This is a genomic window from Thalassotalea agarivorans (assembly GCF_030295955.1).
GTDB lineage: Bacteria > Pseudomonadota > Gammaproteobacteria > Enterobacterales > Alteromonadaceae > Thalassotalea_D > Thalassotalea_D agarivorans.
The window spans coordinates 2,450,142-2,470,606 of the sequence record NZ_AP027363.1 but is presented as its reverse complement, the minus strand read 5'-3'; the positions used below and the strand labels follow the sequence as shown (position 1 = coordinate 2,470,606).

18 protein-coding genes are annotated in these 20,465 nt (G+C 41.7%); 11 read left to right on the top strand and 7 right to left on the bottom strand.

Annotated elements, in window-relative coordinates; translation table 11 throughout:
- Positions 1 to 128: 128 nt before the first annotated feature.
- On the bottom strand, positions 129 to 1,808 hold the full coding sequence (ettA, locus tag QUD85_RS11270) for an energy-dependent translational throttle protein EttA (RefSeq protein WP_093327051.1): 1,680 nt from the start codon (positions 1,806 to 1,808) through the stop codon (positions 129 to 131).
- Positions 1,809 to 1,888: 80 nt separating this feature from the next.
- Positions 1,889 to 2,743, bottom strand: a complete 855-nt coding sequence (locus QUD85_RS11265; RefSeq protein ID WP_177168822.1) for a putative porin — start codon at positions 2,741 to 2,743, stop codon at positions 1,889 to 1,891.
- Between the two features lie 902 nt (positions 2,744 to 3,645).
- On the opposite strand from QUD85_RS11265, the gene QUD85_RS11260 reads away from it, so the two are divergent.
- Entirely contained in the window at positions 3,646 to 5,085 is a 1,440-nt protein-coding gene (locus tag QUD85_RS11260; protein WP_093327056.1) for a coniferyl aldehyde dehydrogenase, read from the top strand.
- A 47-nt stretch (positions 5,086 to 5,132) separates the two neighbouring features.
- Here QUD85_RS11260 and suhB read toward each other — a convergent pair whose 3' ends face one another.
- Positions 5,133 to 5,933, bottom strand: a complete 801-nt coding sequence (gene suhB, locus QUD85_RS11255; protein ID WP_093327057.1) for an inositol-1-monophosphatase — start codon at positions 5,931 to 5,933, stop codon at positions 5,133 to 5,135.
- 307 nt (positions 5,934 to 6,240) lie between these two features.
- Between suhB and trmJ the strand changes: the two genes are divergently transcribed.
- The 9 genes from trmJ (at position 6,241) to fdx (ending at position 13,311) form a co-directional block, all read left to right on the top strand.
- Entirely contained in the window at positions 6,241 to 6,993 is a 753-nt protein-coding gene (gene trmJ, locus QUD85_RS11250; protein WP_093327182.1) for a tRNA (cytosine(32)/uridine(32)-2'-O)-methyltransferase TrmJ, read from the top strand.
- Positions 6,994 to 7,028: 35 nt separating this feature from the next.
- Positions 7,029 to 7,841: a serine O-acetyltransferase gene (gene cysE, locus QUD85_RS11245; protein WP_093327059.1), complete on the top strand. Its 813-nt coding sequence runs from the start codon at positions 7,029 to 7,031 to the stop codon at positions 7,839 to 7,841.
- 149 nt (positions 7,842 to 7,990) lie between these two features.
- Positions 7,991 to 8,500 (top strand): Fe-S cluster assembly transcriptional regulator IscR, encoded by a 510-nt coding sequence (gene iscR / locus QUD85_RS11240; RefSeq protein WP_093327062.1) that lies wholly within the window; start codon positions 7,991 to 7,993, stop codon positions 8,498 to 8,500.
- 30 nt (positions 8,501 to 8,530) lie between these two features.
- Positions 8,531 to 9,745, top strand: coding sequence for an IscS subfamily cysteine desulfurase (locus QUD85_RS11235; RefSeq protein ID WP_093327064.1), 1,215 nt, complete (start codon positions 8,531 to 8,533; stop codon positions 9,743 to 9,745).
- Positions 9,746 to 9,763: 18 nt separating this feature from the next.
- On the top strand, positions 9,764 to 10,147 hold the full coding sequence (iscU, locus tag QUD85_RS11230) for a Fe-S cluster assembly scaffold IscU (RefSeq protein ID WP_093327066.1): 384 nt from the start codon (positions 9,764 to 9,766) through the stop codon (positions 10,145 to 10,147).
- Between the two features lie 5 nt (positions 10,148 to 10,152).
- Positions 10,153 to 10,476 (top strand): iron-sulfur cluster assembly protein IscA, encoded by a 324-nt coding sequence (gene iscA / locus QUD85_RS11225; protein WP_093327068.1) that lies wholly within the window; start codon positions 10,153 to 10,155, stop codon positions 10,474 to 10,476.
- A gap of 75 nt (positions 10,477 to 10,551) precedes the next feature.
- Complete coding sequence (hscB, locus tag QUD85_RS11220) at positions 10,552 to 11,079, top strand: co-chaperone HscB (RefSeq protein WP_093327070.1); 528 nt, start codon at positions 10,552 to 10,554, stop codon at positions 11,077 to 11,079.
- A gap of 20 nt (positions 11,080 to 11,099) precedes the next feature.
- On the top strand, positions 11,100 to 12,965 hold the full coding sequence (hscA, locus tag QUD85_RS11215) for a Fe-S protein assembly chaperone HscA (RefSeq protein ID WP_093327072.1): 1,866 nt from the start codon (positions 11,100 to 11,102) through the stop codon (positions 12,963 to 12,965).
- Positions 12,966 to 12,972: 7 nt separating this feature from the next.
- Positions 12,973 to 13,311 carry an ISC system 2Fe-2S type ferredoxin gene (gene fdx / locus QUD85_RS11210; protein WP_093327074.1) on the top strand — a complete coding sequence of 113 codons (339 nt, stop codon included), beginning with the start codon at positions 12,973 to 12,975 and terminating at the stop codon, positions 13,309 to 13,311.
- A 99-nt stretch (positions 13,312 to 13,410) separates the two neighbouring features.
- On the opposite strand, the gene ttcA is transcribed toward fdx, so the two are convergent.
- Positions 13,411 to 14,316, bottom strand: a complete 906-nt coding sequence (gene ttcA / locus QUD85_RS11205) for a tRNA 2-thiocytidine(32) synthetase TtcA (RefSeq protein ID WP_093327076.1) — start codon at positions 14,314 to 14,316, stop codon at positions 13,411 to 13,413.
- A 129-nt stretch (positions 14,317 to 14,445) separates the two neighbouring features.
- Here ttcA and QUD85_RS11200 point away from each other — a divergent pair, with 129 nt between their 5' ends.
- Positions 14,446 to 16,302: a hypothetical protein gene (locus tag QUD85_RS11200; RefSeq protein WP_143047900.1), complete on the top strand. Its 1,857-nt coding sequence runs from the start codon at positions 14,446 to 14,448 to the stop codon at positions 16,300 to 16,302.
- Between the two features lie 162 nt (positions 16,303 to 16,464).
- Here the strand turns inward: QUD85_RS11200 and ahpF are convergent, their stop codons facing one another.
- From ahpF to QUD85_RS11185, 3 genes are all read right to left on the bottom strand, one after another.
- Complete coding sequence (gene ahpF, locus QUD85_RS11195; protein WP_093327081.1) at positions 16,465 to 18,036, bottom strand: alkyl hydroperoxide reductase subunit F; 1,572 nt, start codon at positions 18,034 to 18,036, stop codon at positions 16,465 to 16,467.
- A 148-nt stretch (positions 18,037 to 18,184) separates the two neighbouring features.
- The gene (gene ahpC / locus QUD85_RS11190) at positions 18,185 to 18,754 is read right to left on the bottom strand and encodes an alkyl hydroperoxide reductase subunit C (RefSeq protein WP_093327083.1); all 570 of its coding nucleotides are present in this window, start codon (positions 18,752 to 18,754) and stop codon (positions 18,185 to 18,187) included.
- A 148-nt stretch (positions 18,755 to 18,902) separates the two neighbouring features.
- The gene (locus tag QUD85_RS11185; protein ID WP_093327085.1) at positions 18,903 to 20,369 is read right to left on the bottom strand and encodes a carbon starvation CstA family protein; all 1,467 of its coding nucleotides are present in this window, start codon (positions 20,367 to 20,369) and stop codon (positions 18,903 to 18,905) included.
- Positions 20,370 to 20,465 lie beyond the last annotated feature (96 nt).

The following is a 20,465-nucleotide window of genomic DNA, read 5'->3' as shown; positions in this document are numbered from 1 at the left end:
ATAATTGTGATATTGCTTTCTAACAGCATAGACGAAGGAAATAAAAAAGGCACTTAAAAAGTGCCTTTTATTGTTTAATATCAATAGGGTGTAATATCTTTATTACCTATTATGGCATTAGATATCCGCTACGCTGATATTTTCTTATATTTGATGCGATGAGGCTGCACAGATTCAGCACCATAGGTTTTCTTCATCCACTCTTCATAATCACTGAAGTTGCCTTCAAAGAAATTGATTTTACCTTCGTCGCGGTAATCAATAATGTGGGTTGCAATGCGATCTAAAAACCAACGGTCATGAGAAATAACCATGGCGCATCCAGGAAACTCCAATAACGCTTCTTCAAGTGCACGTAACGTTTCAACATCTAGGTCGTTTGTTGGTTCATCGAGTAATAACAAGTTACCGCCAGCTTTAAGCAGTTTTGCCAAATGCACACGATTTCGTTCACCACCTGATAAGTCTTTAATAAACTTTTGCTGATCGCTACCTTTGAAGTTAAAACGACTTACGTACGCACGTGATGGCACCTGATAATTTCCAATCTCTAGAATATCGTGACCTTCAGAAATTTCGTCGAAAACAGTCGCTGCTTCGTTCATATTGTCTCTAAACTGATCAACACTTGCCATTTTAACCGTTTCACCGACAACAACTGAACCTGAGTCCGGCTGTTCAGCGCCCGATAGCATTTTAAACAAGGTAGATTTACCTGCACCGTTAGGGCCAATGATGCCGACGATAGCGCCTTTAGGGATGCTAAATGATAGATCGTCAATTAAAACGCGTTCGCCATAACCTTTGTGTACATTTTCTACATCGATAACCTTGTCACCAAGACGAGGCCCAGGCGGAATATAAAGTTCGTTAGTTTCGTTACGTTTTTGATGGTCTTGGTTGTTAAGTTCTTCAAACCTTGCCATACGCGCTTTATTCTTTGCTTGGCGCGCTTTAGGATTTTGGCGCACCCATTCTAATTCCTGCTTAATGGTCTTTTGCAGTGCACTTTCAGCGCGTTTTTCTTGCTCTAAACGTTTATCTTTTTGCTCAAGCCATGTTGAGTAATTACCTTCCCAAGGTATGCCTTCACCACGGTCAAGTTCGAGGATCCAACCAGCTACGTTGTCTAAGAAGTAACGGTCATGGGTAATGGCTACTACGGTGCCGCTGTAGTCATGTAAGAAACGCTCTAACCATGCAACAGATTCTGCATCTAAGTGGTTAGTTGGCTCATCAAGCAACAGCATGTCTGGTTTTTCAAGTAACAGTCGGCATAGGGCAACACGGCGGCGCTCACCACCGGATAATACTTTTATTTTCTGGTCCCAGTCTGGCAGTCTTAGCGCATCAGCAGCACGTTCTAGCGCATTCTCGATATTGTGGCCATCATGGGCATTGATAATGTTTTCTAATTCACCTTGTTCTTTAGCTAATGCGTCAAAGTCGGCATCAGCCTCAGCATAAGCAGCATATACTTGATCAAGACGAGCTAGGGCATCTTTTACTTCTGAAACAGCTTCTTCAACGATGTCGCGAACCGTTTTTTCTTCGTCAAGTACAGGCTCTTGCGGCAAGTAACCAATCTTAGTACCTGACAATGCGTGCGCCTCGCCTTCAAAGTCTTTGTCGACACCTGCCATAATTCGTAGCAAGGTTGACTTACCGGCACCGTTTAGACCTAGTACACCAATTTTGGCACCTGGAAAAAATGAAAGGGAGATGTCTTTTAAAATATGTTTTTTCGAACTCGAAATGTACTTAGACACACGAGACATGCTGAATATGAACTTGTCTGGCAACGCCATATTAAATGCCCTTAATTATTGGCTATTATGAATTGCGCTTATTTTAGTTTTAACTAGCTAAGGGCGCAAATATATTCTAGTTAAAACTGCATTGATACAGTGAGCGTGTATTGCGACACATCTGCAATGTCAGCGTCTAGTTCACGATATTCTCCTGCAAGCGCCCATGAACGATTGAAATAGTGTTTAGCACCAACAGAATAGCTGTCTCCGCTAACATCTAACGTCGCATAGAACGAGGTATTTTGGCTAATGTTATAATTTGCACCAACAGACCAAGAGTCATTCTCTGCGTCGACCCAATAATTGTACTCAGCGTACAAGCGTATATATTGGCTTTCGTTGATGTTGCTAAAATACTGAACATCGACACTATGTACATCGAGTTCGTCATTAGTTTTATATCCGAAACCAACATAGTCATAACCAGGCAATATTACTTGATAATTTACGCCGATATCGACCATCGAATCTTTAGTTTCATCATCATAATTGTAGGTTAGATTGAACAACAAATTTTCATCAATAAAATAGCCTAGTTTTCCTTTCAATATCTTGTTGTCATCTTGAAAATCATTACGGTTAGAAATATCTATCCCTCTAATTTCTGCACCAACGATGAAATCTCCTAGATGCCAGTCACCACCAACGTGATAATCTATTAATGTGAATGAGTCATTCTGTAAATGATTAGCAGAACCATAAACATTAGATATTCGATTCAGGTATCCAAATTCATCCAGAGGACCTAAAGCTAGTTTGTCGTCAAAGTAGTAAATAGCATTGAAATTAAAGAAGTCAGCCTTTGCATTTGAACCAAAGGAAGGTTTGATTTCTTCTTTTCCCAAAGAAGTGTTTGCTATTGTTCTATATTGTTCTGCGTATACGGGCAAGGCTGCACTTAAACATATAAGGGCGAGTAGTATTTTTTTCATTTTTAAGTCCATTTGAAACATCAAGTCCATGTAAAAAATACTAGTTTGTTTTCATCTTTAAATCAATAGGTTAATCCCTTTTGTTTAGCCGGTTACTTAGTTGTGGTAGCCTAAATTTTCTATTGATCCCTTTGTGCTTATAAGGGGATTTATTTTTGACTTTTGGGAGTATATTTCGAGAGCTTTGATTATACGTTTGTTGTTGTCGTTTTAGTCTTAACTCAACGGTGCGCTGATTGTTAACCGTTTTTGCATGTAAAACATTATTGAGTTTTGTTGTTTCAGCAGAGTAATAACTTGTAGCAAGGCTAGTGGGTTTGTTGCTCTGTGAGCAGCAATTCTCTAATTGGTAAGTATTGTGTTTACTATAAGGCTGCCATTGTATGCTTGTCGTATACAAAGGGGTATTGTCTTCGAAGCCTATTAACCAACTCGAACTTGTGTTGTTCCCTATCGGAAATAGCCAATTTGCCGACGTAGGCTCGTAATAATTGTGCCAATATGGTTGGTAGTTAACATTGTGTGTGAGTTTGTGTTTAACGGTTTTTGACCAGTCATAGGCGATAGCTTTAACAGGCAGTAAGCCTAAAGTTAACCACAAAACATGTACACTAATACGCATGAAACCCCCGTGCTTTAATAGTAGTAAGCATGGATTCAAATTAAGAGTTGCGCAAACATAAACGACGAATAACTTCTATTCACGTGCAGAAAAAACGTAGATTTTCAATCGATAGGATAATCTATTAGAAGCGGTATTTATCTATACACGGAAAAAAAACAATCACTAAAATTGTATAAATGTACAATTTTAGTGGTGTTTAAACACTTGTTTGGTTACACTGCTTGCAAATAAAAAGAGGGCTGATATAGTCCGCTTAACATGTATTGAGGAAAGTGATATGGCGGATAATCCATACAGCGCTGAATATGATCAGTCGCTAATAGAAAAAATTGACCAAACGCTCGCAATTCAAAAGAGCGCATATGCTGGGATGCCGTATCCAAGTGCGGACTATCGTATTGCAGATCTTAAAGCGCTTAAGCAGGCAATTTTGTCTCATGAACAAGCGCTAGTAGACGCATTAAACCAGGACTTTGGCTGTCGTAGCGCAGATGATTCAAAAATTGCCGATATTATGCCGACAGTGATGGGGATTAATTACGCGATAAAGCGCGTTAAAAAATGGATGAAGCCATCGAAGCGTCACGTCGGCATGATGTTCCAACCCGCGAAGGCCTATGTAATGTATCAACCACTTGGTGTGGTGGGCATTATTACACCGTGGAACTATCCTGTATTCCTTGCGCTTGGTCCGTTAACGACAGCGTTAGCCGCGGGCAATCGTGCGATGATTAAAATGTCTGAATTTACACCAGCAACAAACAAAGTCATTGCATCGATGATTGCCAGTGTGTTTCCTGAAGATAAAGTTGCGATAATTGATGGAGGCCCAAGTGTGGCAGCACATTTTTCGTCACAGCCTTTTGACCATATGCTATTTACCGGTTCTACTCGTGTTGGCAAGCTTGTAATGGCGGCGGCAGCACAGCATTTAACCCCTGTTACATTAGAGTTAGGTGGTAAATCACCAACGATCATTGGTCCGGATATGGCAATTGATGAGGGCGTTTCTCGTTTTATACTTGGTAAAACATTAAATGCGGGTCAAACCTGTGTTGCCCCAGATTACATCTTATGTCCAAATGACAAAATTGATGCGGTAGTGAGTGCTTGTAAAGCGCAATTTAATACAATGTACCCATCGATTAATGACAATGCCGACTATGGTTCAATTATAAATGACGCGCAGTTTGAACGACTTACTAGTTGGTTAGGGGATGCTAAAGAAAAAGGTGCGGAAATTTTACCTTTATCAGAAGAAACAACAGATAAAAGTGTACGTAAGATACCGCTGACTCTGGTCACCAATGTGAATGATGACATGACCTTAATGCAAGAAGAGATTTTTGGTCCGCTATTACCAATCATTGGTTATGATTCGATTGAAGAAGCAATGCAATACGTTAATGACAGACCACGTCCGCTTGCTTTGTATGTGATTTCATTCGACAAAACTGTTCAGAAACAATTGTTAGAAGGTACTCATGCAGGTGGCATGTGTATTAATGATGCGACATTACACGTAGCACAAGATGATATGCCGTTTGGTGGTATCGGACCATCTGGCATGGGGCACTACCACGGTCATGAGGGCTTCTTAACCTTATCAAAAGCAAAATCAGTATTTGCCAAAGGTAAGTTTAACTCAGCTAAGATGGCCATTCCGCCTTTTGGTAAGCCAATCCATAAAATGTTGTATAAGATGTTTTTAAGATAATAAAAAAGGCTGCAATTGCAGCCTTTTTTTACGTAATTTCATTTACGTTATCGAATAGCATCACCTAAAAATGGGCGCACATCTTTAACCATCTCTTTTACTAGTTTCGGGCTTGCCGCGATGATGTTGCCAGTTTTTGATTGTTCCGCGCCACCACGGAAGTCGGTAACTAATCCGCCCGCTTCTATCACAAGTAATTCGCCTGCCGCGCTGTCCCAAGGTTTTAGACCAAGCTCAAAGTATCCATCGACTCTGCCTGCTGCAACATAAGCTAAATCTAGCGCTGCAGAACCTGCACGGCGCATATCTGCTGTTTTGGTGAACATGGCTTTGAACATTTCCATGAACGCGTTCATGTGTTGCTTTTGCTTAAATGGAAAGCCTGTTGCTAAAACAGCACCCGACAATTCTTTTGCTTTATTTACGCGAATACGCATACCGTTTAATTGCGCACCTTTACCACGACTTGCAGTAAAAAGTTCGCCACGAATGGGATCAAATACAACCGCTTGATCTAGTTTACCGTTAACTTTTAATGCGATAGAAACCGCGAAATGAGGAATACCTTTTACAAAGTTAGTGGTACCATCGAGAGGGTCGATGATCCATTGGTAACTATCATCTTCGCCAGACACTACACCGGTTTCTTCACCAATGATGCTGTGCTCTGGGTATGCATTTTTAATCGTATCGATAATGATACTTTCTGCTTCACGATCAATATTCGTGACTAAATCATTTTGCCCTTTTAAATCCACTTCAACTTTGTCAGTTTGCTCAAAAGTACGGACGATTACTTTACCTGCGTTACGCGCAGCGCGCACCGCAATATTTAGCATAGGATGCATATTGAAAACCCTTCAAATAAATGAGCGCCTCGCCATAGGCGACAGCGTTACCAAAACTTTGTAAAAGAACAGGGGGCAGCTTGCCCTAAAATCGGCGCGAATTATAGCAGGCACTATGGGGGAATGCACGTAAAGAACGGCTATTTTTGGTTAAAAATTGTACATCGATTTGGTTTTTATGCATTTTTTAACTAAATCATCGCGAAATTCGATAACAAACTCACAAAATTACGGTGCTTTTTTTACTCTAAACAATTAAGGTTCTGTGATAGAATTCTCGGCAATTTTTGTACAGTTTATAAGTGCTATGTCGGATTCATTATTAGATAAAGTAAAAATCGTATTAGTAAATACGTCGGATTGTCGCAATATGGGCTCAGCAGCCCGCGCGATGAAAACAATGGGGCTCAGCCAACTTGTTTTGGTCGACCCGCTGGAAATGCCTAATGGACAAGCGCAAGCTTTAGCCGCCGGCGCAACTGATGTATTGGCCAACGCGAAAGTTGTTTCTACTATGGAAGAAGCAGTTGCTGATTGTGGTCTTGTGGTAGGAACCAGTGCCAGATCGCGTACATTACCCTGGCCGATGCTAGAGCCAAGAGAATGTGGCGAGAAAATGGTGGCTGAAGCAAAACAGTATCCGGTCGCACTTGTATTTGGTCGCGAAAGCAGCGGTTTAACCAACGAAGAATTGCAACTGTGTCATTTTCATGTGCAAATACCAGCGAACCCTGAGTATAGCTCGTTGAACTTAGCCATGGCAGTGCAACTGCTAAGCTACGAAGTGCGCAACGGTTATTTAGCTGATAAAAATACGCAGTACTTGTCAGATGATGAAGAAGCTTATCCAAATGTTGAAGAAACCGAACGTATGTATAAGCATTTTGAAGAAGCACTTAGTGCTACGGGATTTATTACACCGAAACATCCTGGTTTAGTGATGACAAAGATTCGACGCTTGTTTAACCGTGCTAGACCTGATGTCAAAGAATTAAAAATGGTGCGTGGTATTCTTTCTTCTGTGGAGAAAGCGTTAAAACGCGCAAAAAGCGAAAATTAGGCAGCAAGTAGCTGCATAGAAGGAGTTGGAAGTTCATGTTTGAAAGGCTCAAAGAGGATATAAATAGCGTCTTTGATCGAGACCCTGCTGCACGCAATATGTTTGAAGTTTTAACAAACTATCCAGGCATGCATGCGATATGGGGACATAGACTTTCCAACTTCTTTTGGCGCAACGGCTTTAAATGGCTAGGGCGCACAGTATCGACTTTGTTTCGTTGGTTCACTGGGGTGGAAATTCATCCAGGCGCCACGTTAGGCAGACGATTTTTTATTGATCATGGTATGGGCGTTGTTATTGGCGAAACCGCGGAAATTGGCGACGATGTAACGCTTTATCATGGCGTAACTCTTGGTGGTACTAGCTGGAATGCGGGCAAGCGTCATCCAACGTTGGGTAACAATGTAGTGGTCGGTGCTGGCGCCAAAATACTAGGCCCGCTTGATATTGGCGAAAATGCTCGTATTGGTTCTAATGCCGTTGTCGTAAAAGACATTCCACCTGGCGCTACCGTTATTGGGATTCCGGGCCGTATTGTTAATGATGCATCAACCAAAGCGTCGCAAACGAAAGAACGTGCCGAAATGGCCAAGCAATATGGTTTTGACGCTTATGCTGTATCTGATGAAAATCCTGATCCTGTCGCTAAAGCGATTGGCCGATTGCTTGACCATATCCACCTTGTCGACAAAAAAATGTCGGACGTTTGTAAAGAGGTAAATGAACTTGGCGGTAATGTTTGCCAAGACGAATTGCCTCAATTGAGTGTCGGAGAATTTGTCGAAGATGAAGCCAAAGCAGCAGAGCGACGCAAGCAAGCTGCTGAAAAGTTTGATCCCGGAATTTAGCCAAAACGTAAATACTTGAGTAAAATGCTCAAGTATTTATTGACTCCCTTAAAAATGCGCGTAAAATACTTGAGTAAATTACTCGGGTATATAGTTGACTAATTTGTCTGGTTATGTACAATTGCGCGGCATTTTAAATGGGGTAACGTATGAAATTAACTTCTAAAGGACGCTATGCGGTAACGGCAATGCTTGACGTCGCTATTCACGCGGCTTCTGGTCCGGTACCTCTTGCTGATATTTCAGAGCGCCAAGAAATTTCGTTATCTTACCTTGAACAATTGTTTGCCAAACTGCGTAAACATGGTCTTGTCTCTAGTATTAGAGGCCCAGGTGGTGGTTATCGACTGGGTAAATGTTCAGCACAAATATCTATCGTAGATGTAATAAATGCCGTTGATGAGTCCATTAACGCTACTCGTTGCCAAGGGCAAGGTAATTGCCAAGGTGGTGACAAATGCTTAACGCATTCTCTTTGGGAAGACTTAAGCCAACGTATTGAAGATTTTTTAAAAAGCATTTCTTTATCTGAGCTCGTAGAAAAAAGAGATGTTAAGTCAGTGTCTGCACGTCAGGATAAACGCTATTTGGCGAATCATGACGACGCGATTTTAGAGACATTGATATCGACGAAACAAGTAATGCACGACTGGCAATAAGCCTGCGTAGCACTAGGAGATTTAAAGCCGATGAAGCTGCCTATTTATTTTGATTACTCAGCAACTACGCCAGTAGACAAGCGTGTTGCAGAGAAAATGATGCAATACATGACGACTGACGGGTTGTATGGTAACCCGGCGTCACGCTCCCACAAATTTGGTTGGCAGGCAGAAGAGGCAGTTGATATTGCACGTAACCACATCGCTGATCTATTAAATGCTGATCCTCGCGAAATTGTATTCACATCTGGTGCAACTGAATCAAACAACCTGGCCATTAAAGGTGCTGCAAATTTCTACAGCAAGAAAGGCAAGCACATTATTACGGTGAAGACAGAGCACAAAGCTGTGCTGGATACTTGTCGTGAACTAGAGCGTCAAGGCTACGAAGTAACGTATCTTGATCCAGAGCCAAATGGCTTAATCGACTTAAACAAGTTAGAAGCGGCAATGCGTGAAGATACTGTGTTGGTATCAGTAATGCACGTCAACAATGAAATTGGTGTGATTCAAGATATTGCTGAAATTGGCGAAATGTGCCGTGCACGTAAGATCATCTTCCATGTAGATGCAGCGCAAAGTGCCGGTAAAATTGTCATTGATATGCAACAACTGAAAGTAGACTTGTTATCAATTTCTGCTCATAAAATGTATGGCCCTAAAGGTATCGGTGCATTATACGTGCGTCGTAAACCACGCATTCGTTTAGAATCACAAATGCACGGTGGTGGTCACGAGCGCGGTATGCGCAGTGGTACATTACCAACGCATCAAATTGTCGGCTTAGGTGAAGCATGCCGCATTGCTAAAGAAGAAATGGCTCAAGATTTAGCGCACGTAACAGCAATGAGAGATCGTTTATGGGCTGGCGTTAAAGATATGGAACAAGTCTTCGTTAATGGCGACTTCGACAAACGTTACCCAGGTAACCTAAACGTAAGCTTCAACTTCGTTGAAGGTGAATCACTTATCATGGCGCTGAAAGACTTAGCGGTATCATCGGGTTCAGCATGTACATCTGCAAGCTTAGAGCCTTCATATGTACTACGTGCATTAGGATTAAACGACGAGTTAGCGCATAGCTCAATTCGTTTTAGCTTCGGTCGTTATACAACGACGGAAGAAATTGACTACGCAATTGAATTAATTAAAAACGCCATCAGCCACCTACGTGAAATGTCGCCTCTTTGGGAAATGTTCCAAGACGGCATCGATTTGGATTCGGTTGAATGGGTAGCGCACTAAGCGCCTAGGAGTAGAGTTATGGCATATAGCGAAAAAGTTATCGATCATTATGAGAACCCACGTAACGTTGGTTCTTTAGACAAAAACGATCCTCAAGTTGCAACCGGTATGGTAGGTGCGCCTGCCTGTGGTGACGTAATGAAACTTCAACTTAAAATTTCGAATGACGGTATCATCGAAGATGCTAAATTCAAAACATATGGTTGTGGTAGTGCGATTGCGTCAAGCTCGCTAGTAACTGAGTGGGTTAAAGGTAAGTCAATTGATGAAGCGTCTGAAATCAAGAATACTGATATTGCAGAAGAGCTTGCATTACCACCTGTTAAAATTCACTGTTCAATTCTAGCTGAAGACGCAATTAAAGCGGCACTTGAAGATTACAAAACGAAGCAAGGTGAGTAGTTAACATGGCAGTTTCCATGACGGCAGCGGCTTCTGAACGCGTAAAAGCATTTCTTTCAAACAGAGGTAAAGGCCTTGGTTTACGTTTAGGTGTGAAAACAACGGGTTGTTCAGGCTTAGCGTACGTACTTGAGTTTGTCGACGAAATGACTGAAGGCGACGAAATGTTTCAAGTGGATGACGTTAACATCATTATCGATGGTAAAAGTTTAGTTTACTTGGACGGCACGCAGCTGGACTTCGTTAAAGAAGGCTTAAATGAAGGCTTTAAATTTACCAACCCTAACGCCAAAGGCGAATGTGGGTGCGGAGAGAGCTTTAACGTATAATCAAAACTCCGGTAACACCGGAGTTTTTTTGTTATATAGCTTGCTAACTTGATCAAATTAGGTAGCGGAGTTTCCTTGAATTACTTTCAATTATTCGGTATCGACAGCTCATTTGATATTGATGTGTCAGCGCTGAAAGCAACATACCAGCAATTGCAAAAATCAGTACACCCCGACAGGTTCGCGCATGCAAGCGCGCAAGAACAACTGCTAGCGGTGCAAAAGTCTTCTATGATTAATGATGCTTTTGATACATTGAAGCAACCAATATCCCGTGCAGAATATATGCTTACAGAGCGTGGCGTTGTTCTTGCTGATGAGCAAGCTACCGTTGGTGATATGTCGTTTTTAATGCGTCAAATGGAGCTTCGCGAAATGTTAGAAGAGATTTTGACAAGTAACGACGCAGAGGCGGCGCTTGAAGAAGCAAGAGAAACCCTAGAAGGGGATTATCAAACGGTGTTAACACAACTTAGAGCTGCGCTAATTGAAAGTACGCCCGATTCAAATAACCTAGCCGCTGACACTGTTCGTAAACTGAAGTTTTATCACAAATTATTGATTGAGCTTGATCGCATTGAAGATCAAGTGTTTGACGATTAGTCTTAAGTAAAGAATTACACATGGCATTATTACAAATTGCAGAACCTGGTCAAAGTACCGTACCGCACGAACATCGATTGGCTATTGGTATTGATTTAGGCACAACAAACTCTTTAGTTGCTACGGTCAAAAGTGGCTTGCCAGAAACGTTAATCGACGAGCTTGGCGAAGAAATTTTACCGTCGGTAGTACATTACGGTAAAGATAGCGTACTTGTTGGCGCGGAAGCTAAAAAACAATCTGTTGTTGACCCTCAAAATACTATCGTATCTGCTAAGCGCTTTTTAGGTCGCTCACTACCTGATATAAAAGCGAAGTACCCGCAGCTAGCATACCAATTTGTCGGTGACGAAAATCACCCTGAGATATTGACTAATCAAGGGCAAATAAACCCTGTTCAAGTATCCTCAGAAATATTAAAAAGTTTATCGAAACGCGCTGAGTCAGCCTTAGGTGGCGAGTTAACGGGTGCGGTAATCACAGTACCTGCTTATTTTGATGATGCACAAAGGCAAAGTACAAAAGACGCAGCGAAGCTTGCGGGTTTAAATGTATTAAGATTATTGAATGAACCGACAGCTGCAGCCGTGGCTTATGGTTTAGATAGTGGTCAAGAAGGCGTTATAGCGGTATACGATTTAGGTGGCGGTACTTTTGATATCTCTATTTTGCGACTAAACAAAGGCGTGTTTGAAGTGCTGTCTACCGGTGGCGATTCAGCCCTTGGCGGCGACGACTTTGACCACGCTGTTGCAGACTATTTAGCTGACGCGTTTAATTTACAACGCCCACTTTCGCACAGTGATGAAAGACAGTTGCAAGAGTTGGCCTGCCATGTAAAAGAATCATTATCTGAGCAAGATACAGTGCAAGCAAGTTATACTCTAAGTACTGGTGAAAGCTATAACACTAAGGTTACTCGAGAACAGTTCGACCAATTGGTTGAAAGCTTAGTCGCTAAAACCTTGCGCGCTTGTCGCAGAGCGCTGAAAGATGCAGAAGTAAGTGCATCAGAAGTGAACGAGGTGGTAATGGTTGGTGGCTCTACACGTGTGCCTGTTGTGCGTGAAAAAGTTGCTGATTATTTTGGTAAAACACCATTAACATCGATAGACCCAGATAAAGTTGTAGCGATTGGTGCAGCCATACAAGCCGATATATTGGCGGGCAATAAACCTGACAGTGATATGTTGCTGTTGGATGTCATTCCGCTATCGCTTGGTTTAGAAACCATGGGTGGTCTTGTCGAAAAGGTTATTTCTCGAAACACAACCATTCCTGTCGCGAAAGCACAAGAATTTACCACATTTAAAGATGGCCAAACCGCGATGGCAATTCACGTTTTACAAGGTGAACGTGAACTAGTTGATCATTGTCGTTCTTTAGCTCGATTTGAACTGAGAGGCATTCCAGCAATGGCAGCAGGTGCTGCGCATATTCGCGTCACATTTAAAGTAGACGCTGATGGCTTGTTACAAGTATCTGCAATGGAAAAATCAACTGGCGTTGAAGCAAGTATCGAAGTTAAACCATCTTTTGGTCTAGATGAATCTCAGATTTCAAACATGATCGTATCGTCTATGACCCATGCGCAAGAAGATATGCAAGCACGTATGATAAAAGAGCAGCAGGTTGAAGCACAACGTGTTATTGAGTCAGTGCAATCGGCGATTGACGCTGATGGCGCACTTTTAAGCGAACAAGAATTAAATGATATTACGGCAGGTATAGCGTCACTTGCCGCTATCAGTGAAAAAGCAGAAGCAGCAGAGCTAATCGAAGCTGCTATTGAACAGTTAAACAAGTTAACAGCAGATTTTGCAGAACGTCGCATGGATTCTTCTATCCGTGCAGCATTGTCTGGGCAATCTGTTGACAAAGTATAGGTGAGTTATGCCACAAATTATTTTTTTACCACATGAAGAACTATGTCCAGATGGCGCGGCTGTTGAAGCAGAGCAAGGTGAAAGCGTACTTGATGTTGCTTTGAGAAGTGATATTGGTATTGAACACGCATGTGAGAAAGTATGCGCGTGTACAACATGTCATGTGGTTATCCGTGAAGGTTTTGATTCATTAGACGAAAGTGATGAACTTGAAGACGACATGCTAGATAAAGCCTGGGGTTTGGAGCCTGAATCACGCTTAGGGTGTCAAGCCATTATCAAAGACGAAGATTTAGTGGTAGAAATACCGAAATACACGGTCAATATGGTGTCTGAAAATCACTAGGAAGCTTTTAGATTTTAAAAGAATCTTTTCAAAAGCCAGTTGATGTATATTCAACTGGCTTTTTTACATCTCAGCAATGCCGGAGCAGCTACAACGAAGCTAGGATATATTAATTACCTCAATAGAATCTTCAATATCGTCATCTGGTGGCACACTTGCGTGTTCAAACACTGGCTGATCGAAACCTATATCGCCCTCTGCAAAAGCTTCTCCAGTCGCTTGCAACCCTTTAAAATCGTATAGACTAAAGTCCGCAAGGTGTGAAGGCACGACATTAGTCAACGCTCTAAACATTGATTCAATTCTGCCGGGATGTTGCTTATCCCATAACTGCAACATCTGCTTAATATTTTGTCGTTGAAGATTTTCTTGAGAGCCACATAAATTGCACGGAATAATGGGGTAGTTTTTACCCGCCGCGTACTTTGCAATATCTTTTTCGCGGCAATAAGCAAGGGGTCTTATAACAATATGCTTGCCATCGTCCGTCACAAGTTTAGGTGGCATGCTTTTTAAGCTACCGCCATAAAACATATTTAAAAATAGTGTTTCAATAATGTCATCGCGATGATGGCCAAGCGCAATTTTTGTCGCACTTAATTCACTCGCCGTTCGATACAAAATTCCACGACGTAATCGTGAGCACAGTGAACAGGTAGTTTTACCCTCTGGAATTTTTTCTTTAACAATAGAATAAGTGTCTTCGTTAACCACTTGATAGTCTACACCCAAGCTGGATAGGTATTGTGGTAGCACATGCTCTGGAAATCCCGGTTGCTTTTGATCTAAATTAACCGCGACAATGGAAAAAGAAATAGGCGCAACTCGCTGCATATGTAGTAAGGTGTCGAGCAATGTATAACTATCTTTCCCGCCAGATAAACACACCATTATTTTGTCGCCATCCTCAATCATATTGAAATCAGCGATTGCTTTACCTGTGTCGCGTCTGATGCGTTTTTCAAGCTTATTGAAATTATTTGATTGCTTTTGATGTTCTGCCATTTGTGCGCCCAATTGAACTGATTTTCCGCGCGCGGATTATAGCAAAAACAACTAAAAAATACTTTCGAACAACTCCGATGTGTAGTAGTTTAATGCCGCAATAAAAATAACAAACATATTGGAGTAGTAATGAAACGGTTTTTAATCATGAGTGCGCTGGCATCAACCCTTGTTGCCTGCGGCGGATCTTCAGATTCTGGTGTTACGCCACCACCGCCTCCGCCTCCACCTACAAACGCTGAACCTTCCATGTCCGGTACTTACAGTCAAACTGTCAAAGCCGCAGTATCGACGGATATAGTGTTTTCAGCGTCTGATGCTGATGGCGACGAGTTAACCATTTCAATTGATAATGCGCCAAGCTGGCTTAACTATACTTTCGAATCAAATGAACTAACCGTGTCTGTAGAACCCGGCTTTTTTGATATTGCAGAGCATAGCGTCGATATCACCTTATCTGACGGAACCGCGTCGAAAGGCTATTCTTTAAAAATTGAGGTTGAAGATAATCCTAGTGCTTGGGGTGACATAGAACTAACACACGAAGAGTTAACTGGCGCTTGGAAAGTATCTGGTTCAGAGACTAGCTATAACCTATTTGTTGATGGTCGCGGTGTAATGTCTCATGAAGATACATACTCTCCGCTTGATTGGCAGTCATCCGATGGTATTTCCGTAAACGTATTGACTGCCTACTGCACAGAAGCATGTGACGCGCAATATAATGAGACGTGGCAAATTGTTGCTCAGCAGGAAAACAAGATCAGAGTAAGCATAGGTTCAGGTGACTCAGTGGAAGTTGTTGAATTAACAAAAGCCGATACTATCCAGCTAACAGATTACTATACGTCGACGCTAGAGCCTGATCTTTACGCCGAACTAGTGACGTTCAATGGCACCGAACAAGATAATGTAACCGTCAATATCGGTGATTTTTCTTTTGGAAGGTATTCGTATACCAACCTTACAGGTAGTGTCATAGGGCAGTGGACGCAAAGCAATGACAAGGCAGAAATGGATTCATTTGCGAATAATCAAGCATACAGTCTGACAATTAATGTTGAAAATTCAATGACATGTTGTGAAACCGTTCAAGCTGAGTTTGCATTCAAAGTAAGGTCTGTAACCTTAAACCCTGGGCACAATGAACAACTCATACAAAGAACAGTTTATGACATTGAATGGGCAAACGCAGAAGGTCGTGATCCTCAGCATTATGAAACTGACGGTCAACTTATTTCAGAAGTTTTAGGTACTGTGAGCAGTGAGCAATTGTTGATACCAATTGAGAAAGTATCGGTACCAAGCAACTTAGCAAACAAAACTTGGTTAGGACCAAAATCAATTCGATTAGACGAAGGTGCGTTGGCTGAAAGTGAGCTTGAATATGGTGGACAAATGTTTTCATTTAGCTCGGAAACTGCGGGAGAGTTACTGTTTTCCAATTTAGCCGGTGATGCTTTAGAATCTGCGTCATTCTCGTGGCAAAACAATGGTGATGACGCAATATTAACTGTTGGCAGCGTAGATTTAAAACTAGAATTTTTTATGCTTCCCAATGATCAACTAGCGGCTGCTATTTATCATGAAACTTACGCTGAATTGCGCAGTTTTGTCGAATATAATCCACCAACTTATACCTCACAAGACTATCAACAAACGTTTTATGATGTAGGGTTTAATGATTTGTTCGATGACCAAAAAACGGTGCTGGATTTTAGTGATTCATCGCCTTACACCATGAATACTGAAACCAATGGCAGTTTAACTTGGTCGTCTAGTTTATCGTGTAGTGATGGTGAAACATTTGAGCAATGTTTAACAAGAGTCATAGACTCTGGGCAATATGTCTTGATTCGTAACGTTGAGTTTTTTGATAGAGTGGATGATAAATATCACGCGATATATAAAATTCGATTATACCTTGATGGAGCGCTCGAAAGAGGCTGGAATTCTCGCCGTATTTACCAAGTTGCGACTGAGTAACAGACTTATAATTTTCAGACAAAAAAAAAGGGATAAGCAGGGGGCTTATCCCGTGGTCAAGGGCAGTCCTTTGCATCTTTGAATGGAAATCCGTAAGGGATTTTCAAGAAGTCAGCGTTAAATACGGCGACGTTGCTATAAAGGATCAATGCTAATTAAAAATTATGCAGCTTTTGTTTCTGCCACGTTATCGCTTTGTCTTATCAGGTAATCAAACGCACCTAACGATGCACTTGCGCCGCTGCCCATGGCAATAATGATTTGTTTGTAGGCACAATTTGTAACATCACCTGCGGCAAATACGCCTGGCATTGATGTTGCGCCTTGGCCATCTACGATGATCTCACCACGCTCTGTCAAATCAATCGTATTTTGCAAAAACTCGCTGTTTGGCACCAGTCCAATTTGAACAAAAATGCCTGATAAATTCAGCTGCTTCTCTTCACCTGACACTCTATCTGTGTAATGCAAGCCTGTAACTTTATTGCCATCACCCAGCACTTGCGTCGTTTGTGCATTTTTAACGATGGTAATGTTATTTAGTGAATGTGCTTTTTTCACTAAAACGTCATCTGCACGCAATGTGCTGTCAAACTCTAAAACCGTCACGTGATTAACAATCCCTGCCAAATCTATTGCCGCTTCGATACCCGAGTTACCGCCACCAATAACGGCTACATCTTTTTGCTTAAACAAAGGTCCGTCACAGTGCGGGCAATAAGCCACGCCTTTTCCTTTGTACTCAGTTTCGCCCGGCACATTCATTTGCCTCCAACGAGCACCGGTTGCAAGGATGATTGACTTACTTTGCAATTTAGCTCCATTTTCTAGTTCAACTTCGATATTGCCATTTTGAGAGACGGCTGTTGCGCGCTGTCCTGTCATAATATCGACGTCATAATCTTTAACATGCTCTTCTAAGCTGGCGACTAACTTTGGCCCTTCAGTAGCTTTTACTGAAATAAAATTTTCGATACCCACGGTATCCATTACTTGCCCGCCAAACTTGTCAGCAACTAGGCCTGTGCGTATCCCTTTGCGCGCGGCGTATACAGCTGCCGAAGCACCCGCTGGACCTCCACCGACGATCAATACATCGTATGGTTTCTTGGCATTTAATTTTTTAGCTTGCGTTTTAGCGGCGTTGGTATCAATTTTACTGACGATATCTGTTAGCGAAATTCGACCTTGTGAAAAGACTTCATCGTTAAGCATAACTGTCGGCACGGCCATGATGTTTTTAGCGTCAACTTCATCTTGAAACAGCGCACCATCGACCATGGTATGTCTAATATTAGGATTTATCGCGGCCATCATATTTAGCGCCTGAACAACATCTGGGCAGTTTTGGCAACTTAGCGAAATATATGTCTCAAAATGAAATGTGCCCTCGAGATTTTTAATCTGCTCTGCAATATCTGCTTCCACTTTTGTTGGATGACCACCGATATGTAAAAGCGCTAAAACTAGTGAGGTAAATTCGTGGCCCAACGGAATACCGGCAAAAGCAACTTGGTTGCCTTGCTCATTAGATAGCGTCATAGACGGAACGCGAGCGTCTGGGGTGTCGTTGGTTTGTATCGAGATTTTTGAAGATAACGTATCAAGTTGCTCAGCCAATTGCTTTAGCTCTAGCGATTTAGCGCTGTTATCAAGTGCAAGCGACAATACGATGTTGTTTTTAATGTGTTGTAAGTAAGCTTTAAGTTGATCAACTAACTGTGCATTTAACATAGTTAACTCCTGATAATTAAAAAAAGCCAGCGCGAAGAGAAGGGAAGCGCTGGCATAAACTGCCCAAGTTGGGCTACGAAGGAAAACCTTCAGCGAGCGGAATTTTGTTGTATTGGAGGCGCTAGGGCGCCTCTAATACTATTGCAACCTAGATCTTACCTACTAGGTCTAACGATGGAGCCAATGTTTCTTCTCCTGGTGTCCATGCTGCAGGGCATACTTCACCGTCGTGTTCAGCCACATATTGTGCTGCTTGAACTTTACGAACAAGTTCAGAAGCGCTTCGGCCAATACCTAAATCGTGAATCTCTGCTATTTTGATTTCACCTTCTGGGTTAATCACAAAAGTACCACGAAGTGCTAGACCGTCTTCTTCAATCATTACACCAAAGTTTCGGCTAATTTTACCTGTTGGGTCACCAATCATTGGGAATTGAATCTTGTTAATCGTGTCAGATGAATCGTGCCATGCTTTGTGCGTGAAGTGGGTGTCTGTTGATACAGAGTAAATCTCTACACCCATATCCTGAAGCTGTGCATAGTGATCTGCCATATCACCTAATTCTGTTGGACAAACAAAGGTAAAGTCTGCAGGGTAAAAGAAGACCACTGACCATTTTCCAAGTAAGTCTGCTTCGCTTACGTCAATAAAATCACCTTTGTGAAAAGCTGTAGCGTTAAATTCTTTAAGTTTGGTATTGATAATTGATTGAGTCATTATTGTTCTCCGTTAAAAGTTTACGGAAGCTAGTGTATGACGCTATCAAATATAGATAAAATTGATTGATTAGATTATTACAATCGGAAAAATAGATTAGGAAAGCTGGCCTTTTAAATGAGGATTTGATGTTGTTGGTTTAAGCCACCTATGCGGTGGCTGTTTTTCGTTTATTATGAGCAAAAAGTAGTGCGATTAAGGCAACAATACCAACGGCGATGCCAATGGGTTTACCCTGTTCCATCGGGAGGTCAAAGCCAATATCTGCCGTCATAATATAGCTAATAGTAATGCTGGTACCGATAATGGCAGGTAAACTTGTTATCCAATGAAATGCGTTTCGACGATAGATGTAAATACTTGCTAACCACAATACGCTTGTAGAAAGTAGCATGTTTGAAAAAGCAAAATAACGCCAAATCAATGAGAAATCTATCTTAGTCATAAAGTAGGCGATGATTAGAATAGGTGTCGCTAATAGCAAACGATTACGAATACTTTGGGGAATACTAAAGGCATCAACAATGGTTAATCGTAAGCTTCTAAAAGCGGTATCACCTGATGTTATTGGGAAGATAGCAACGGCAACAATCGCCATTATGCCACCGACAACGCCAAGATAAAGAGTCGATATTTGATCAACCACCAATCCTGGACCACCCTGATCTAGGACGCTTTTTAATTCCTCATAGCCACCAGGGAAAGCTGCGATACCAGCGAGTGCCCATACACAACCCACTACACCTTCTGAAATCATGGCACCATAGTAGACAGGGCGTACATATTTTTCATTGGTTAGGCAACGTGCCATTATGGGTGCTTGAGTAGAATGAAATCCACTAATAGCGCCACAGGTGATGGTGAGAAACAATAACGGCCAAACAGGTAGGCCATTGGGATTCGGCGCGAGTAAGTCTTCACTGTAGAGTTCGTGATTGAAATATGCGAAAAAACTATCTCCAGTAGGTAAATGAGGCGCTGATACCAGTAATGAAATGGCGATAGATACTGTCATTACAATCATAAGTAGGCCAAACACGGGATACAATTTAGTGATAATTTTATCAATAGGTAGCAAGGTTGCTAAAAAGTAATAGCCTAAAATAACCACTACCCAAAAAGTATTGTTTGCCAAAATTGTACCGTCAAAATAAGCGAGATTACTTAGTAACCCGGCAGGGCTCATGATAAATACAACCCCGACGAAAAACAGTAACATGGCGGTAAACAGCAGCATAATCGCTTTAAAAGTTTTATTGACATAATGACCCGCTATCTCAGGTAAACTTTTACCTCCTTCTTTTATACTCAACACCCCAGAAAAATAGTCATGTACGGCGCCACCAATGACATTACCTATTACTATCCATATGAGCGCAACTGGGCCATATAATGCGCCTAAAATAGGGCCAAATATTGGTCCGACACCAGCGACATTGAGAAACTGAATGAGATAGGCTTTTACTGGATGAACTGCTACATAATCAACCCCTTCGCTGTATTTCGCTTGAGGAGTCTCGGCACTGGGATCGATGCCTGATTGTTTCTCAATAAACGGGCTATAAAGTTTGTAACCTAAAAACAAAATGGTCAGGCAAATAAAAAATATAAGCATAGTATACGCGTGGTGCAGTTAAAGATTCTTTAAGCGTAGCGCTAAGTTATTGAATTTGCGAATTGATGAGGCAAAAAAAAGCCACCTCGATGGTGG

Excerpts from the sequence above, each read along its gene's own strand:
- QUD85_RS11265 (WP_177168822.1), bottom strand. The coding sequence starts at position 2,743 with ATGAAAAAAATACTACTCGCCCTTATATGTTTAAGTGCAGCCTTGCCC.
- iscA (WP_093327068.1), top strand. The coding sequence starts at position 10,153 with ATGGCAGTTTCCATGACGGCAGCGGCTTCTGAACGCGTAAAAGCATTT.
- ttcA (WP_093327076.1), bottom strand. The coding sequence starts at position 14,316 with ATGGCAGAACATCAAAAGCAATCAAATAATTTCAATAAGCTTGAAAAA.
- iscR (WP_093327062.1), top strand. The coding sequence starts at position 7,991 with ATGAAATTAACTTCTAAAGGACGCTATGCGGTAACGGCAATGCTTGAC.
- ahpF (WP_093327081.1), bottom strand. The coding sequence starts at position 18,036 with ATGTTAAATGCACAGTTAGTTGATCAACTTAAAGCTTACTTACAACAC.
- QUD85_RS11235 (WP_093327064.1), top strand. The coding sequence starts at position 8,531 with ATGAAGCTGCCTATTTATTTTGATTACTCAGCAACTACGCCAGTAGAC.
- fdx (WP_093327074.1), top strand. The coding sequence starts at position 12,973 with ATGCCACAAATTATTTTTTTACCACATGAAGAACTATGTCCAGATGGC.
- suhB (WP_093327057.1), bottom strand. The coding sequence starts at position 5,933 with ATGCATCCTATGCTAAATATTGCGGTGCGCGCTGCGCGTAACGCAGGT.
- QUD85_RS11185 (WP_093327085.1), bottom strand. The coding sequence starts at position 20,369 with ATGCTTATATTTTTTATTTGCCTGACCATTTTGTTTTTAGGTTACAAA.
- trmJ (WP_093327182.1), top strand. The coding sequence starts at position 6,241 with ATGTCGGATTCATTATTAGATAAAGTAAAAATCGTATTAGTAAATACG.
- hscA (WP_093327072.1), top strand. The coding sequence starts at position 11,100 with ATGGCATTATTACAAATTGCAGAACCTGGTCAAAGTACCGTACCGCAC.
- ettA (WP_093327051.1), bottom strand. The coding sequence starts at position 1,808 with ATGGCGTTGCCAGACAAGTTCATATTCAGCATGTCTCGTGTGTCTAAG.
- cysE (WP_093327059.1), top strand. The coding sequence starts at position 7,029 with ATGTTTGAAAGGCTCAAAGAGGATATAAATAGCGTCTTTGATCGAGAC.
- iscU (WP_093327066.1), top strand. The coding sequence starts at position 9,764 with ATGGCATATAGCGAAAAAGTTATCGATCATTATGAGAACCCACGTAAC.
- ahpC (WP_093327083.1), bottom strand. The coding sequence starts at position 18,754 with ATGACTCAATCAATTATCAATACCAAACTTAAAGAATTTAACGCTACA.
- QUD85_RS11200 (WP_143047900.1), top strand. The coding sequence starts at position 14,446 with ATGAAACGGTTTTTAATCATGAGTGCGCTGGCATCAACCCTTGTTGCC.
- QUD85_RS11260 (WP_093327056.1), top strand. The coding sequence starts at position 3,646 with ATGGCGGATAATCCATACAGCGCTGAATATGATCAGTCGCTAATAGAA.